Source organism: Pseudonocardia sp. UM4_GMWB1 (assembly GCF_017312155.1).
GTDB lineage: Bacteria > Actinomycetota > Actinomycetes > Mycobacteriales > Pseudonocardiaceae > Pseudonocardia > Pseudonocardia alni.
This window is the reverse complement of sequence record NZ_QJPN01000001.1, coordinates 515278-531350: the sequence shown is the minus strand read 5'-3', so window position 1 is coordinate 531350 and position 16073 is coordinate 515278. Positions and strand designations below refer to the sequence as shown.

16 protein-coding genes and 2 tRNA genes are annotated in these 16073 nt (G+C 74.4%); 12 read left to right on the top strand and 6 right to left on the bottom strand.

The genetic code is table 11. From position 1 onward, the window contains the following. Positions 1-37: 37 nt before the first annotated feature. The 5 genes from gyrA (at position 38) to DMP15_RS02640 (ending at position 3800) form a co-directional block, all read left to right on the top strand. Positions 38-2548: a DNA gyrase subunit A gene (gene gyrA, locus DMP15_RS02660; RefSeq protein WP_073573716.1), complete on the top strand. Its 2511-nt coding sequence runs from the start codon at positions 38-40 to the stop codon at positions 2546-2548. A gap of 97 nt (positions 2549-2645) precedes the next feature. Then, complete coding sequence (locus DMP15_RS02655; protein ID WP_304580005.1) at positions 2646-3368, top strand: DUF3566 domain-containing protein; 723 nt, start codon at positions 2646-2648, stop codon at positions 3366-3368. A 95-nt stretch (positions 3369-3463) separates the two neighbouring features. After that, positions 3464-3537 (top strand) — tRNA-Ile (locus DMP15_RS02650). A gap of 40 nt (positions 3538-3577) precedes the next feature. Next, a complete protein-coding gene (locus DMP15_RS02645; RefSeq protein WP_208820446.1) occupies positions 3578-3688 on the top strand; it encodes a DLW-39 family protein in 111 nt (36 codons plus the stop codon). Positions 3689-3724: 36 nt separating this feature from the next. Further along, positions 3725-3800: transfer RNA gene (locus tag DMP15_RS02640), tRNA-Ala, on the top strand. Positions 3801-4088: 288 nt separating this feature from the next. On the opposite strand, the gene DMP15_RS02635 is transcribed toward DMP15_RS02640, so the two are convergent. Further along, entirely contained in the window at positions 4089-5081 is a 993-nt protein-coding gene (locus tag DMP15_RS02635) for an SDR family oxidoreductase (protein ID WP_073573717.1), read from the bottom strand. A gap of 42 nt (positions 5082-5123) precedes the next feature. Next, entirely contained in the window at positions 5124-5837 is a 714-nt protein-coding gene (locus DMP15_RS02630) for a DUF3159 domain-containing protein (protein WP_083657975.1), read from the bottom strand. 184 nt (positions 5838-6021) lie between these two features. On the opposite strand from DMP15_RS02630, the gene DMP15_RS02625 reads away from it, so the two are divergent. Next, complete coding sequence (locus DMP15_RS02625; RefSeq protein ID WP_073573718.1) at positions 6022-6906, top strand: helix-turn-helix transcriptional regulator; 885 nt, start codon at positions 6022-6024, stop codon at positions 6904-6906. An 18-nt stretch (positions 6907-6924) separates the two neighbouring features. Here DMP15_RS02625 and DMP15_RS02620 read toward each other — a convergent pair whose 3' ends face one another. Then, entirely contained in the window at positions 6925-7353 is a 429-nt protein-coding gene (locus DMP15_RS02620) for an SRPBCC family protein (RefSeq protein ID WP_100879109.1), read from the bottom strand. A 122-nt stretch (positions 7354-7475) separates the two neighbouring features. Here DMP15_RS02620 and DMP15_RS02615 point away from each other — a divergent pair, with 122 nt between their 5' ends. The 3 genes from DMP15_RS02615 (at position 7476) to DMP15_RS02605 (ending at position 10837) form a co-directional block, all read left to right on the top strand. Continuing rightward, positions 7476-7883, top strand: coding sequence for a YciI family protein (locus tag DMP15_RS02615; RefSeq protein ID WP_073573719.1), 408 nt, complete (start codon positions 7476-7478; stop codon positions 7881-7883). Further along, positions 7880-9046 (top strand): RNA polymerase sigma factor, encoded by a 1167-nt coding sequence (locus DMP15_RS02610; RefSeq protein ID WP_217266841.1) that lies wholly within the window; start codon positions 7880-7882, stop codon positions 9044-9046. Before DMP15_RS02615 ends, DMP15_RS02610 begins: the two co-directional genes overlap by 4 nt. Before the next feature lie 84 nt (positions 9047-9130). Then, on the top strand, positions 9131-10837 hold the full coding sequence (locus DMP15_RS02605) for an ATP-binding SpoIIE family protein phosphatase (protein WP_073573720.1): 1707 nt from the start codon (positions 9131-9133) through the stop codon (positions 10835-10837). A gap of 4 nt (positions 10838-10841) precedes the next feature. On the opposite strand, the gene DMP15_RS02600 is transcribed toward DMP15_RS02605, so the two are convergent. Next, positions 10842-11036 carry a hypothetical protein gene (locus DMP15_RS02600; RefSeq protein WP_073573721.1) on the bottom strand — a complete coding sequence of 65 codons (195 nt, stop codon included), beginning with the start codon at positions 11034-11036 and terminating at the stop codon, positions 10842-10844. 62 nt (positions 11037-11098) lie between these two features. Next, positions 11099-11284, bottom strand: coding sequence for a hypothetical protein (locus DMP15_RS02595; protein ID WP_337826667.1), 186 nt, complete (start codon positions 11282-11284; stop codon positions 11099-11101). Between the two features lie 151 nt (positions 11285-11435). On the opposite strand from DMP15_RS02595, the gene DMP15_RS02590 reads away from it, so the two are divergent. Beyond that, positions 11436-12884, top strand: coding sequence for a flavin-containing monooxygenase (locus tag DMP15_RS02590; protein ID WP_073573722.1), 1449 nt, complete (start codon positions 11436-11438; stop codon positions 12882-12884). Here DMP15_RS02590 and DMP15_RS02585 read toward each other — a convergent pair. Next, a complete protein-coding gene (locus DMP15_RS02585; protein WP_337825409.1) occupies positions 12860-13324 on the bottom strand; it encodes an STAS domain-containing protein in 465 nt (154 codons plus the stop codon). The genes DMP15_RS02590 and DMP15_RS02585 overlap by 25 nt on opposite strands. A 169-nt stretch (positions 13325-13493) precedes the next feature. Between DMP15_RS02585 and deoC the strand changes: the two genes are divergently transcribed. After that, positions 13494-14216 carry a deoxyribose-phosphate aldolase gene (gene deoC, locus DMP15_RS02580; RefSeq protein ID WP_161151802.1) on the top strand — a complete coding sequence of 241 codons (723 nt, stop codon included), beginning with the start codon at positions 13494-13496 and terminating at the stop codon, positions 14214-14216. 81 nt (positions 14217-14297) lie between these two features. Beyond that, positions 14298-15983, top strand: coding sequence for a hypothetical protein (locus DMP15_RS02575; RefSeq protein ID WP_337825408.1), 1686 nt, complete (start codon positions 14298-14300; stop codon positions 15981-15983). Positions 15984-16073 lie beyond the last annotated feature (90 nt).

Genomic DNA, 16073 nt, shown 5'->3' with positions numbered 1-16073 from the left:
ATCCAGACGCACGTATGAACACGCACGAGGAGACTTCGTGACGGACACGATCGACCCCGCCGCCCCCGCGGCAGGCGGCGGAGAGGGTGGGGGCCGGGTCGAACCGGTCGACATCCAGCAGGAGATGCAGCGCTCGTACATCGACTACGCGATGAGCGTGATCGTCGGGCGGGCGCTGCCGCTGGTGGAGGACGGTCTGAAGCCGGTCCACCGCCGCGTCCTCTACTCGATGGGGGAGAACGGCTTCCGGCCCGACCGCGCCCCGGTCAAGTGCGCCCGCGTCGTCGGCGACGTCATGGGCAACTACCACCCGCACGGCGACTCGGCGATCTACGACGCCCTCGTGCGGCTGGCCCAGCCCTGGTCGATGCGCTACCCGCTGATCCAGGGACAGGGAAACTTCGGGTCGCGCGGCAACGACCCGGCCGCGGCCATGCGGTACACCGAGTGCCGGCTCTCGCCGCTGGCGATGGCGATGCTCCAGGACATCGACGAGGAGACCGTCGACTACCTGGACAACTACGACGGCAAGACCCAGGAACCGGTCGTCCTGCCGTCGCGGGTGCCGAACCTCCTCATCAACGGCAGCTCCGGCATCGCGGTCGGCATGGCGACGAACATCCCGCCGCACAACCTGCGCGAGGTCGGCGCCGGCGTCGCCTGGTGCCTGGAGAACCCCGACGCCACCGACGACGAGCTGCTCGAAGCGCTCATGGAGCGCATCAAGGGGCCGGACTTCCCGACCCACGGCCTCATCGTCGGGCGCGACGGCATCGAGTCCGCCTACCGGACCGGGCGCGGCTCGGTCCGGATGCGGGCCGTCGTCGAGGTCGAGGAGGACGCCAAGGGTCGCACCACCCTGGTCGTCACCGAGCTGCCCTACATGGTCAACCCGGACAACCTGATCGAGTCGATCGCGGGCATGGTCCGCGACGGCAAGATCGCCGGGATCTCCGAGATCGTCGACGAGTCCTCGGACCGTATCGGCATGCGGATCGTGGTCACGCTCAAGCGCGACGCGGTCGCCAAGGTCGTGCTGAACAACCTGTACAAGCACACCCAGCTGCAGCACAGCTTCGGTGTGAACATGCTGTCGATCGTCGACGGCGTGCCGCGCACCCTGCGCCTCGACCAGATGATCCGGCACTACGTCCGGCACCAGATCGAGGTCATCGTCCGGCGGACCCGCTACCGGCTCCGCAAGGCCGAGGAGCGGGCCCACATCCTGCGTGGTCTGGTCAAGGCGCTGGACGCGCTCGACGAGGTCATCGCCCTGATCCGGGCGTCGGCCACGGTCGACGTCGCCCGGGCCGGCCTGATCGACCTGCTCGACGTCGACGACATCCAGGCCCAGGCGATCCTGGACATGCAGCTGCGGCGCCTGGCCGCGCTGGAGCGCCAGAAGATCGTCGACGAGCTCGCCGAGATCGAGCGCGAGATCGCGGACTACCAGGACATCCTGGCCCGTCCGGAGCGCCAGCGGCAGATCGTCCGCGACGAGCTGGCCGAGCTGGTCGAGGCCCACGGCGACGACCGTCGCACCCGGATCGTCGGCTACGACGGCGACGTCACCGACGAGGACCTGATCGCGGTCGAGGACGTGGTCGTCACGATCACCCGCACCGGCTACGCCAAGCGCACGAAGACCGACCTGTACCGCGCCCAGAAGCGCGGCGGGAAGGGCGTGCAGGGGGCGCAGCTGAAGCAGGACGACATCGTCAACCACTTCTTCGTGTGCTCCACGCACGACTGGATGCTGTTCTTCACCAACCGCGGGCGGGTCTACCGGCTCAAGGCCTACGAGCTGCCCGAGGCCAACCGCACCGCGCGCGGCCAGCACCTGGCGAACCTCCTGGCCCTGCAGCCGGAGGAGGAGATCGCCCAGGTCATGCAGATCAAGGACTACTCGGCGCGGCCGTACCTGGTCCTGGCCACCCGCAACGGCCTGGTGAAGAAGTCGCGCCTGACCGACTTCGACTCCAACCGGGCCGGCGGCCTCATCGGCATCAACCTGCGCGACGACGACGAGCTGGTCGGCGCCGTCCTCTGTTCGGGTGACGACGATCTGCTCCTCGTGTCCGCCGAGGGCCAGTCCATCCGGTTCACCGCGTCCGACGACGCGCTGCGCCCGATGGGCCGCGCCACCTCCGGCGTCCTGGGGATGCGGTTCAACGAGGGCGACAAGCTGCTGGCCCTCGGCGTGATCCGCTCCGACACCTACCTGCTCGTCGCCACCACCGGTGGCTACGCCAAGCGCACCCCGATCGAGGACTACCCCGTTCAGGGCCGTGGCGGGAAGGGAGTGTTGACCCTCCAGTACGACCGTCGCCGTGGCACGCTGGTCGGTGCGCTCATCGTCGGCATCGACGACGAGCTGTACGCGATCACCTCCACCGGCGGGGTCATCCGGACCTCCGCCCGCGAGGTGCGGAAGGCCGGCCGGCAGACGAAGGGAGTCCGCCTGATGAACCTGGGCGAGAGCTCCACGCTGCTGGCCGTCGCCCGCAACGCGGAGGAGACCGAGGAGGACCCGGGCCAGCAGGCGTAGTGCACGTCGGGTGGCCGGCCCGCAGGGCCGGCCACCCGGTACACGCCGTGGGACCGGAGCAGTACCGAGCGACGACCAGCGAGGAGAGCTCCCACTCGTGAGCACCGACGACCGCACCCCGTCGCAGGACGAGGCCCGCACCGTCGCCACCGACGCCGACCACGACCCGTCGACGACGGCGGCCCCGGCCGACCACGTCCCCGGCCCGCGCGACGACGCCGAGCCCGCGGCCGACCCGGCCGGGGCCTCGCCGCCCCCGTGGCGCCGGGTGCCCGACACCCATGACGACCGCGACGGCGGCTCGGTCGCGGACTCGCTGCTGAGCGAGGCCCCGACCGCGTTCATGACCGCCCCCGGCGCAGGTGCGTCCGGCGCGACGACCGCCGTCCGCGACCCGGAGCAGCGCGAGAACGGCACGGCCCCGGCGGACACGCCGCGAGCGTCGGTCCGCAACCGGCCCCCGCGCCAGGCGCTGCTGCAGCTCAAGCGGCTCGACCCGTGGTCGGTACTGAAGATGGCCCTGGCGCTGGCCGTCGTGCTGTGGCTGGTGTGGATGGTCGCCGCGGGCGTCCTCTACGGCGTGCTCGGCGGGATGGGCGTCTGGGACCGGCTCAACGGCACGTACGCCGACCTGGTCACCTCGCAGCAGGAGACCGGGGGCTCGCTGATCAGCGTCGGCCGGGTCTTCGGGCTCGCCGCCGTCGTCGGCGCGGTGAACAGCCTGCTGTTCGCGGTGGCCATCACCGTGGTCGCGTTCGTCTACAACGTGGCCGCCGACCTGGTCGGCGGCATCGAGGTCACGCTCTCCGAGCGGGACTGACCGGAGCGTCGTCACGCACCCCGCACGGGGTCGGGCGGAGGGGGACCCCCTCGTAACCCGCTCGACCCCGTGCGGTAGTGTTTCTCCTGTTGCACGGGCCTATAGCTCAGTTGGTTAGAGCGCATCGCTGATAACGATGAGGTCGCTGGTTCAAATCCAGCTAGGCCCACACCTTCCCCCTCCGACAGTCACTCGCGAGGAGACCTGCGATGAAGAAGCTGTTCGTGCTGGCCGTCGCCGCCGGCGCTGCGTACTTCGGCTGGTCCCGCTTCCGCGGCGTCGGCTCCGACGACCTGTGGCACGAGGCCACCACCCGCTGACCCCGCCTCCCGGGGTACCGTGATCGGGACCCACCAGGGGACATAGCTCAATTGGCAGAGCACCGCCTTTGCAAGGCGGGGGTTAGGGGTTCGATTCCCCTTGTCTCCACCAGCTGACACGCACTTCTCCGCACGTTCCGTCGGTGCCGGTGGTCGGGCGACCTGCCGGACGGCTCGTGTCACCACTGTGACGGAGCCTCGGCGGTCGATCACCCACCACCTGCCGTTCTCCCGGGTGCCCCGCTGTTCCACGTGGAACACGACGCTCCGCGGGCCGCCCCCGTACCGGTGGCTGCGGGCCGTGGTGCGGGTGGGCGACCGACTCCGCGAGCCGACCCGCACCCGTCACCCGGGATGGCGGTACTTCACCGGCCCGCCGCCGGGGCCCGACCCGTCGCGCTCACCGGGCGTCGCGGTGCAGGACGACCGTGTCCTCGGTCGCTGCGGCGTCCGTGGTGTCGAACGAGACCCCGGTGAGCTCCTGCGAGACGCGCCAGATGCGCTCGGCGTCGTCGGTGCTGCGCAGGGGCCGGTAGAGGCCCAGCTCGGCGGGCGCACCACCCAGACCCCCGAACCCGGCGGGCCCGTAGAACCGCCCACCGTGTGCGTCCGGGGAGGTCGCGGCGTAGAGCGCGGGCAGCCCGGCGCTCTGCGCGGTCCCGACGAGGAGGCCGCGGGCCGAGAGCGCGCCGATCACCCGTCGTCCCCGCGCGGGCTGCTCGCGACCGACCTCGGCACGCGCGGCGAGCAGGCTGGTCGGGGCGATCCCGGGGTGGGACACGTTGCTGGTGACGCCCCAGCGCCCGGCGCGGCTGCGGCGGTCGAGCTCGAGGGCGAACAGCCCGAACGCGATCTTCGACCGGGCGTAGGCGGCCATGCCGTTGCCGTAGCCGACCTGCGCCTGGAGGTCGTCCCAGGCGATCCGGCCGCGGCGCGCGGCGACGCTGAGCTGGGAGGTCACCCGTGCCCGGCCGGCGCGCAGCAGCGGAAGCAGGTGCGCGACGAGGGCCACGTGACCGAGGTGGTTGGTGCCGAACTGCAGCTCGAAGCCGTCGACGGTCGTCGCCCGCCGGGGCGGGGTCATGACGCCGGCGTTGTTGACCAGGATGTGGATCGGGCGGCCCTCGCCCCGCAGCATGACGCCGAGCGCGGCGACGGAGCCCAACGACGACAGGTCGAGCTCGCGCAGGGACACGGTCGCGCCGGGGGCCCGGGTGCGGATCGCGTCGGCCGCCGCCTCGCCCTTGCGCCGGTTGCGGACGGGCAGCACGATCTCGGCTCCTGCGGCGGCGAGCCGGGTGGCGATACCGAGCCCGATGCCGTCGCTGGCGCCGGTGACGACGGCGAGCCGGCCGGTGAGGTCGCCGATGGTGATGTCGCGGGTGCGGGACATGGTGTCTCCCTGGTGGGTGCGGTGTTCGAGGCCGGGCGGTCGTCAGGCGGCGGTGGCGACGCGGGGGCCGGTCGCGCGGCGGGCGGCGACGAGAGTGCCCGCGGCGAGTGCGGCGAAGGCCGGTACGGCGGCGACGCCGAGCGCGGCCAGGACGGCGGGCTGGTCCGCGAGGTAGGCCACGGCGCGCAGGGTGAGGTTGAGCGCGTGGAGCACGACGCCGGCCAGCGTGCTGACGGTGTAGACGCGGATCAGCCGGGGGTGCCTGCGCCAGTCCTCGGGGCCGCCGACCAGCCGGTTGAACAGGGTCCCGGTCACCGGGCGGCGGACGAGGACCGAGCCGAGGAACAGCACGCCGAGTGCGGCCGGGATCAGGGTGGGGAGCAGGAAGAACGCCCGGGCCTCGCCGGAGAACGCGGCGACGGCGGCGCACACGCCGGCCACCGCCAGACCGACGACGGCGGCCCGCAGCGACTCCCGGCGGGCCAGGCGCACCCCGAACGTCACCGGCGCGGCGACGGCGAGCGCGATGAACGCCCAGGTCAGCCCGCCCGCCGCGTCGGCCGCCACGAAGGCGACGGCGGGCGTGGCGGCGAGGAGGATCCCCACGGCGCCGCCGGAGCGGTCCAGGCTGGTCCGCATCGCCGCGGAGAGCGTGGCGGCACCCTCGGCCCGGGTCGGCTCGCCGGTGCGGTGCTCCTCCGGGCGGCCCGGCGGCACGGTGGAGGTCGGGTCGAGCGGGAAGAGATCGTTCGGCACGGTGGGCTCCTCGGGTCGGTGGCCGTGTGCCGACCACGTTCACCCTTCCGTCGGCCCACAACCACGACCTCCCGATCCGCCCCTGGACCGTGCGGCCCCGACCGGGTGGGGCGGATCGACGGTCCGTGGCTCCGCGCCGTGTGTCCCGGTAGGAACGGACGGAGGCGACCGAGAGGCGGTACGGATGATCGACCGGGTGGGCTTGGCCCAGTTCCTGCGGCGGCGCCGTGAGGTACTGCAACCGGAGGACGTGGGGCTGCCGCGGGGGCAGCGCCGTCGTACCAGCGGCCTGCGCCGCGAGGAGGCCGCGGCGCTGTGCCACATGTCGACCGACTACTACGCGCGCCTCGAACGGGAGCGTGGCCCGCGGCCGTCGGAGCAGATGGTCGCCGCGATCGCCCAGGGGCTGCACCTCTCGCTCGACGAGCGCGACCACCTGTTCCGCCTCGCCGGGCAGCATCCGCCCGCCCGGGGCGCGACCAGCGAGCACATCGGTCCCGGCCTGCTGCGCATCCTCGACCGCCTCGTCGACACGCCCGCCGAGATCGTCACCGAGCTCGGGGAGACGCTGCGCCAGACCTCACTGGGGGTCGCGTTGACCGGCGACACCACCGGGTTCACCGGCCCGTCGCGGAGCATCGGCTACCGCTGGTTCACCGATCCCGACGCCCGTCTGCTCTACCCGCAGGAGGACCACGCGTTCCTGTCGCGGCGCTACGTCTCCGGCCTGCGCGCGGTCGCGGCCCGGCGCGGCCCGGGATCCCGCGCGGCCCACCTCGCCGACCTCCTGTACCCGGAGAACGAGGAGTTCCGCGCGCTCTGGGACTCCCACGAGGTCCGCGTCCGGACCGACGACGTCAAACGCCTCCTCCACCCCGAGGTCGGCGCACTGGAGCTGCACTGCCAGACGCTGCTCGACCCCGATCAGTCCCACCTGCTGCTGGTCTACACCGCCGTCCCGGGCAGTGAGACCCACGAGAAGCTGCAGCTGCTCTCGGTCATCGGGGCACCGTCCGCCGCCTGGTACCGGCACGGCGAGCCGGCCGGCCCGCGGCCGGACGAGACCTGACCCGAGAAGGCGGGCCGGTCAGCGCGGACCGGCGCCGACCCCGCGGACCAGGCCGGACAGCAGCACCTTCGACAGTCCCTTCGCGAGCAGCGTCTCGCCCGCCGGCAGCCGCTTGTCGGCCTCGACCGCGTAGGTGATCTCGGTACCGGTGCCGACCGGGCGCAGCGTGACCTCGCCGCGGTAGTTCTTCAGCGGCACACCGGCCAGCGCGCGGTACCCGAGGCGTCGCCCCGGCTCGAACGCGGTGACCTCCTCGACGATCGGACCGGGCGAGCCGATGCCGACCTTGCGGACGGTACCGACACCGTTGGGCTCCGGCGTCCCGGCCCGCGTCACGGCCACCTTCAGGCCCGGCGCCCACGCCGACATGCCCTCGTGGTCGGACAGCACCGACCACACCGTCTCGGGCGTCGCGGACACGGTGCGGACGGACGTCGCTCTGATCATGTGCGGAACTTACTGACGGGTAGAAGAAAAATCGAGCGGACATGTCGAGAACGCGCGTCCGGTTCCGTCCCCGGGGTGAACGCGGCCAGGATGGGCCGCGACGAGCACCGAGGAGACCCACCATGGCCAAGTACCTGCTGCTCAAGCACTACCGCGGCGCCCCGGCCCCGAAGAACGACGTCCCGATGGACCGCTGGGCTCCCGAGGAGGTCACCGCGCACATCCGCTTCATGCAGGACTTCGCCGAGTCCCTGAAGGAGACCGGCGAGTTCGTCGACGCCCAGGCGCTGGCGCCGGAGGGCACCTTCGTCCGCTACGACGGCGAGGGCCGCCCGCCGGTCACCGACGGTCCGTTCGCGGAGACCAAGGACCTCGTCGCCGGCTGGATGATCATCGACGTCGACAGCTACGAGCGGGCCGTCGAGCTGACCGGTGGGCTGTCGGCGGCCCCCGGCGCCGGTGGGGAGCCGATCCACGAGTGGATCGAGCTGCGGCCGTTCCTCGAGGCCCGGCCGACCGTCACCGAGTGAGCGGCGAGGTGGCCGGTGCCGACGCCGCGCTGCTGCGCGGCCTCGTCCCGGAGGTACTGGGGATCCTCGGCCGTCGCGGTGCGGGCTTCGCGGCGGCCGAGGACGCCGTGCAGGACGCGCTCACCGAGGCCCTGCGGACCTGGCCCGTGGACCCGCCGCGGGACCCGAAGGGCTGGCTCGTGACGGTGGCCTGGCGCCGCTTCCTCGACGCCACCCGGTCGGAGACCGCGCGTCGTGGCCGGGAGGAACGGGCCGGGGCCGAGCCGGCGCCCGGCCCGGCGCCGGACCGCGACGACGCGCTCGAGCTGTACTTCCTGTGCGCGCACCCGTCGCTGTCGTCGTCGTCGGCGGTCGCGCTCACCCTGCGCGCGGTCGGCGGGCTCACCACCCGGCAGATCGCCGCGGCCTACCTGGTGCCCGAGGCGACGATGGCGCAGCGGATCAGCCGTGCCAAGCGCACCGTCGCGGGGGTGCGGTTCGACCGCCCCGGCGACGTCGCGACCGTCCTGCGGGTGCTCTACCTGGTGTTCAACGAGGGCTACTCCGGCGACGTCGACCTCGCCGCCGAGGCGATCCGGCTGACCCGGCGCCTCGCGGCGTCGGTCGACCATCCCGAGGTCGCGGGCCTGCTCGCGCTGATGCTGCTGCACCACGCCCGCCGCGCCGCCCGCACCGGACCGGGCGGCGAGCTGGTGCCGCTGGTCGAGCAGGACCGCGGCCGCTGGGACACCGCGCTGATCACCGAGGGGGTGGCGCTGCTGCAGGCCGCGCTGGCCCGCGACCGGCTGGGGGAGTTCCAGGCCCAGGCGGCCGTCGCCGCCCTGCACGCCGACGCGCCGGTCGCCGGGGAGACCGACTGGCCCCAGATCGTCGAGTGGTACGACGAGCTGGTCCGGCTCACCGGCAGCCCGGTCGCCCGGCTGAACCGGGCCGTCGCCGTCGGGGAGGCCGACGGGCCACGGGCCGGGCTGGCGGCTCTCGCCGATCTCGACCCGGCGCTGCCCCGCTGGACCGCGGTCAGCGCCCACCTGCACGAACGAGCGGGGGAGCGGGCCACGGCCGCGCGTCTCTACGTCGAGGCCGCGGCACTGGCGTCCTCCGCGGCCGAACGGGACCACCTGACCCGGTGTGCCGCCCGTCTCCACACCGGATCAGTGGGCTGAACCGCATCGTCACAATTGACGATCACCCGGCCTCCGCGGCACACCGACAGGACGCCGGCGCGCAGCGGTGCGAGGATCACGCGAATGAGCCTGGTGTCGGATCCCGTTGCGGTCGCGGCACCGTCGCCGCTGACGTCGCCGGTACGGCTGGCCGCGGTCCAGGCCACCCGGCTGCTGGACACCGGGCCGGACGAGGCGTTCAACCGCCTGACCCGGCTGGTCTCGGTGGTCCTCGGCACCCCGGCGGTCATGCTGACCGTCGTCGACGAGGTCCGGACCTTCCTCAAGGGCACGCCCGAGCCCGCGCAGATCGTCGGGCCGGACGGCGTCTGGTCGGCGCCCGTCGAGGACAGCGGGTGCAAGGTCGTCATCGAGTCGGGCGAGGAGATCTGCGCCGGTGACGTGCGGGCCGACCCACGGCTGCGCGACCTCTCGCTGATGACCGACTTCGGTGCGGCCGCCTGGCTCGGCGTGCCGGTGCGCGACCCCGCGGGCCAGGTCGTGGGCAACCTCTGCGCGATGGACGTGGTCGTCCGTGAGTGGACCCCGCTGCACCGCGAGACGATCCGCACCCTGGCCGACGCCGTCGAGGGCGAGATCGCGCTGCGTCTGGCCCTGCGCGAGACCGAGCGGCAGGCGTTCGCCGCCGCCCGCGACGCGGCCGAGATCGAGACGCTGGCCCGGACGCTGCAGGAGTCGCTGCTGCCGGCGCAGCCCCCGCGGCTGCCCGGGGTCGACATCGCGGCCCGCTTCCTGCCCGGCGGCTCCGGAGTGGACGTCATGGGCGACTTCTACGACGCCGTCCCCACCCCGGACGGCGTCGCCGTGGTGATCGGCGACGTCCAGGGCAAGGGTGCCGGCGCCGCCCGGACGACCGCGCTGGCCCGCTCGGCCACCCGCACCGCCGCGCACGTCGACAACGACCCGGCCGCCGTGCTCCGCACCGTCAACGACGTCCTGCACGTCTGGTTCGACGGCCGCATCAGCTTCGTCACCGCCGCGCTCGCGTCGCTGCGCCGCGGCCCCTCCGACACCTGGCACGCCGACCTCGCCTCGGCCGGTCACCCGCCCGTCCTCGTGCGACGGGCCGACGGCACCGCGGAGTTCCACGGCGGCGGCGGGCTGGTCCTCGGCATCGGCACCACCCCGATGGTGGCCGACGCGGCCGTCATCCTCGCCGCGGGCGACAGCCTGGTGCTCTACACCGACGGCATCACCGAGGCGCACGTGCGCGGGCACTGGGAGCAGCTGGGGGAGGAGGGCGCCCGGCGCACGCTGGCCTCGCTCGACCCGGGCGCCGACGCCGATACGATCGCGCGCGCCCTCACCGAGGCCGCCCTCGCGCACTGCGGCGGTCACCTCAGCGACGACGCCGGGGTGGTCGTCGTGCAGGTCGAGGAGCCCGGCACCGGCGACGTCGACCGGGTCGTCACCGAGCACGTCCCGCACGCCGGGGTCGGCCGGGAGACGCGGCGTTCCGCGGAACGCGTCCTCGTCGGCTGGGACCTCGCCCCCGGCACCCTCGCCGATGCGATGCTGGTCATCGAGGAGCTCGTCGCGAACGTCGTCGACCACGCCCGTACCGCGTTCCGCCTGACCCTGGTCCGGGGCCGGGACGCCCTGCGGATCGAGGTCGACGACGAGGGTGCGGGCAGCCCGCTGCTCCAGCCGCTCGACCTGCGGGCGGCGCGTGGGCGCGGCCTGCAGCTCGTCGAGGCCGTCACGCAGGCCTGGGGCTGTGACACCCAGGGCCGCGGCAAGCGGGTGTGGGCCGAGCTCGCCGCGCGCTGACCCCCTAGGACGCGTCCTCGCGCCAGGTCAGGTCGACCTCCAGCTGCCGGTGACCGTCGGAGGCGGTACCGGTCGCGGACCGGCGGACCTCCGCGCGACCGTCGCGCAGGGCACGGGCGGCGTCCTCCAGGTGCGCGGCGAGGTCGTGCGCCGCGGTCGTCGCGTCGGGCCAGGACCATGCGTCGTCGGATGCTGTCATGCGCCCAGTGTGCGACACCCGCTCACACCCCGGGTGAGGACCAACCAGGTCAGATCGGCTGCCTAGCCGACGATGTCGCCGGTGGCGATGCCCGGGCTGCCCGAGCGTGCCGCGTCGATGCCGATCGCGAGCTCGGGCAGGCTCGTGCCGACCGAGACGACCGTCAGCCCGATGACCATCGGGGACAGGCTCAGCCGGGTGGCGAGCCTGCTGCCGGACCGGACGAGCAGCTCGGCGCCGACGAGCAGCAGTACGAGACCGCCGAACTGAGGAGGACCGCCTCCACCGCCGCTACCGCATCCCGCCGGACACCACGGACCCAGCCTCGCCCACCGGGCGCCGCGTGTCGATCTGAGACAGGTCGGCCCGGCGACGTCCCGGGTCGGCCACGCTGGGCCGGTGGAGGACGGGCACGACGTCGTGGTCGTCGGTGCCGGGGTCGCGGGTCTGTACGCGCTGCACCTGTTGCGCCGGCGCGGTCTGCGCGTGACCTGTGTCGACGCCGCGCCCGAGCCCGGCGGGGTGTGGCACCACCAGCGTTTCCCGGGTGCCCGCATCGACACCGAGGGTGCGGCCTACCAGTACCTGTTCTCCGACGAGCTGTACCGCGACTGGGGCTGGAGCGAGCGCTTCCCGGCCGGCTACGAGGTGCTGCGCTGGCTGCGGTTCGTCGCCGACCGGCTCGACCTGCACCGCGACCTGCGACTGTCCACACCGGTCACCGCCGCCCGCTGGGACGGCGGTCGCTGGCGGGTCCGCGCCGGCGACGACGAGCTGTCTGCGCGGTTCGTGGTCCGCTGCACGGGGTCGTTCACCGCACCCCGCACCGACGCCGTCCCCGGCCGGTCGGACTTCACCGGGCCGGTCGTCCACACCGGAGCGTGGCCGGCCAGGGGACCCAAGCTCGACGGGCTGCGGGTCGGCGTCGTCGGCTGCGGGCCGAGCGCGGTCCAGCTGGTCCCGGCCCTGGCCGGGCGGGTCGGCCGGCTCACCGTCCTGGCCCGGACCCCGCGTTTCGTGCTGCCTGCGGCCAACCCGATGTTCGGCTGGCCGGAGCGCGCGGCCTACCGCGACCGGTTGCCCGCGATGCGCGAGGCGGTCCGGTCCACACCGTCCGGCACCGGACACCCTTCTGTCCACAGAGGACTCCACAGTCTGGGGACGGTCCACGACGAGGACCCGCTGGCGCTGCACCCGGCCCGGCTCGCCGGGCTCGCGTCCGACCCGGCACTGCGGGCCGCGGCGGCCGCCGTCGTCCGGGACCGGATGCGGGCGCGGCTGGGCGACGACCACCTCGCGGCGGCGCTGGTCCCGGAGGGCGACGACTACGGTCTGCGCCCCGTCGCGACCGACCAGGGCTGGCTGGAGAGCTTCCACCGCGACGACGTCGAGGTGCTCCCCGTCGCCCGGAACCCGCTCACGCGGATCCGGCCGGAGGGGATCGGGCTGGCCGACGGGACCGTCGTCGGGCTGGACGCGATCGTGCTGGCCACCGGGTTCGACACGGGCGCGACCCGGGCCGGGATCGACGTCGTCGGCCGCGACGGGCGGCTGCTCGGCACCGGGCCGGGCCTGTTCGGGATGGCGCACCCCGGCTTCCCGAACCTGTTCGCGCCGCTGGCGCCGACCCTCGGGTACGGCAACGACGCGGCCTGCCTGCAGGGGCAGGTCGAGTGGGTCGACCGGGCGATCGGCGCCCTCGACGCCGACGGCCTGTCGACGATCGAGGCGCTGTCGTGCGCGGCGGAGCCGGTCGCGCCCTACGCGGTGCCCGGCGGGGTCGCGGGCGTACTACGCGCCTGCGACGACGAGGCCGCCGCGGGCTACCCGTCGTTCGAGCGGCGCTGACCGTCCAGGCGGACGTCCGGGTCCGGTACGCCGAACAGCATGTTCCGCGACGAGGCCGGTTCCTCGGGGATCCGGTCGACGACGTCGAACAGGTCCATCGCGCCGGTCACCTGGAGTGCGCGTCGGGCGGGACGGCTCGAACCGCAGTACACCCGGAGCCGTTTGCCCTCGGCGCCCAGCATGTCGCGCGACTGGAGCAGCGAGTTCAGCCCCGCCGTCCCCAGGAAGTCCACGCCGGTCAGGTCGAGGATGAGTTCGGGACCCGCCTCGGACCAGATGCCCATCTCGACCCACAGGTCGGGGGAGGTGTCGTCGTCGATGGAGCCGATCGCGTGCAGCACGGTGGCGCCCGCCGGGTGGCTGGACTGCTCGAAGCGCAGCGTCGGCCCGGGAGCGGCGGCCTGCGCGGCATCCGGCATGGAGCGGTCGTCGTCCGCCATGGTCGGGAACCCCCTTCGGCCACCGGGATCTCCGGTACGTCCGAGCAGCATTGCAGCGGGTGGCCGTCACCGCATGTGCTGATCGGTGGCGCCCCGGGCGCGTAGCCTTCGCACCCGACCGCCGACCACCCGCGGGGGCGATCCTCCCGCCGGGACCCGAAGGACCACCGTGAGCGCTACGACCCTCTCCGCCGCCGCGATCGCCGGGATGATCGACCACGCGATCCTCAAGCCCGAGCTGACCCGCACCGAGGTCGACGCCCAGCTCGACCTCGCCGCCCGCTACCGCATCTTCAGCGTGTGCGTACGCCCGTCCGACGTCGCGCACGCTGCCGCCCGGCTCGCGGGGACCGGCGTCGCCGTCGGCACCGTGATCGGCTTCCCGCACGGCACGACCAGCACCGCGGCCAAGGTCGCCGAGGCGCGGCAGGCGATCGCCGACGGTGCCGCCGAGCTGGACATGGTGCTGAACGTCGGCCGGCTGCGGAGCGGCCTGACCGACGATGTCGAGGCCGACATCGCCGCCGTCGTCGGGGCCGCCGACGGCCGCGTCGTGAAGGTGATCCTGGAGACCGCGCTGCTGTCCGACGACGAGGTGGTCGCCGGCTGCCGGGTCGCCGAGTCGGCGGGCGCGGCGTTCGTGAAGACCTCCACCGGCTTCGCCGGCGGCGGTGCCACGCCCGAGCACCTCGCGCTCATGCGCGCCACCGTCGGACCGCAGGTGCAGGTCAAGGCCTCCGGCGGGGTCCGGGACCTCGACACCGTGCTGGCCTTCCACGCCGCGGGCGTCACCCGCTTCGGCACCAGCGGTACGGCCACGATTCTCGACGACGCCGCGGCCCGCGACGCCGGAGCCGACGCCGCGGCCCGGGTGGACGACGCGTCGTACTGAGGGGGCTACCGAGCGGTACACCGGGCCGCCGGATCTGCGAAGCTGACCCGAGCACGTTCCCGTGAGCCCCGGAGGAGACCGATGGCGAAGCAGCCCCTCCCGAGCTCCTGGTCGCCCGCGGGCGTCACCGGGACCCTGATCGGCGCCGCCCTCGGCACGGTCGGCGCGGCCGTGGAGATCGGCCGCCGGCTGCCCGGCTGGCTGGCCGAGGCCCCGCGCGCGGTCGAGGCGATGCCGTCGGTCGCGGCCGACGTCGCCGCGCTGCCGCGGCGCATCGCCGGTGTCGACGCCGCCCTGACCGGCCTCGCCCCGGTGCTCGACGACGTGCTCGGCCGGGTCGTGACGCTGTGGGACGACCCGGTGGCCGTCGAGCGGATCGACCGTCTGACCGCGGCCGTGGTCGAGCTGGCCGGGGCCGCCGGACCACTGCGCGAGCTGGCCGGTGCCCGCGACGACCTGCACCAGCTCGCCGGGCTGCGCGAGGACCTGCACCACCTGGCCGGCGTGCGCGACGACTTGCACGAGCTGGCCGGGGTCCGGGACGACCTGCACGAGCTGGCCGGGGTCCGGGAGGACCTGCACGAGCTGGCTGCGGTGCGCGGGGACCTGCACGAGCTGGCTGCGGTGCGCGGGGACCTGCACGAGCTGGCGGGGATGCGGGAGGACCTGCGGGAGCTGGCCGCGGTGCGGGGCGACCTGCACGAGCTCGCCGCCGCGGTCGGGCCGCTGCGGGAGCTGAGCGGGGCGGTGGCGTCGCTGCAGGACCTGGCGGGGGCCGTCGAGGCGCTGCGGGAGCTGGCCGCGGCCGTCGGTCCGTTGTCGGAACTCGCCGGCGCGGTCGAGGCGCTGCGGGAGCTCGCCACCGCCGTCGGTCCGCTGACCGAGCTGGGCACGGCGGTCGAGCCGCTGCGCGAGCTGGGCACGGCCGTCGAGCCGCTGCGCGAGCTCAGCACCGCCGTGGGTCCGTTGTCGGAGCTGGCCGGCGCCGTGGAGTCGCTGCGGGAGCTCGGCGCGGCCGTCGGTCCCTTGTCCGAGCTGGCCGCGGTCCGGGACGACCTGCACGAGCTGGCCGGTGCCGCGGCGCCGCTGCGCGAGCTGGCCCCCGCGGCGGGCGACCTGGCCGCGCTGGCCGGGGCGGTCACCTCGCTGCAGCGCCTCGCCGACGCCGTCGCCCCGCTCCAGGAGCTCGCCGCCACCCGCGCCGACCTGGCGCAGCTCGCCGGCGCCGTCGAGCCGCTGCGGGAGCTGGCCTCGGCCCGCGAGCACCTGGAGAGCCTGACCGGCGCCGTACCCGCGGTGCACGAGCTGGCCGCGACCCGGGCCGACCTCGCGCGGCTCGCCGAGGCGGTCGGACCGCTGCAGGAGCTGGCCCGCACCCCCGGCGACCTCGCCGCCCTCGCGGGCGCGGTGGAGCCGCTGCGGGTGCTCGCCACCGTGCGGGAGGACCTTGCGACGCTGGCCTCCGCCACCGGCGACCAGGGCGCCGTCCGGCGGATCGCCGCGGCCGTCGCGGACGCCGACGCGGACGGCACCCCGCGGCTGGCCGCGCTGGACGTCAACCTCGCGCAGGCCGCGAGCCAGCTGACCGCCGTCGCCCCGGACCTGCGGTCGGTCGCGGCTCGGATCGACGCGCTCGACCGGCAGATCGGGGTGCTGGCCGACGCGCTCGCACCGCTGCAGGGCACCACCGAGCGGATCGGCCGCATCGTCGACCGGCTGCCGGACCGCACCCGGCGCCTGGTCACCCGTCCGGCGACGGAGGGCTGAGCGCCACCACTCGGCCGGCAGCCGCGGCCCGGACACACGAACGAGCCGGCCCGCCGTCTGCGGACCGGCCGTTCGCCGGAGAAGCCGGGC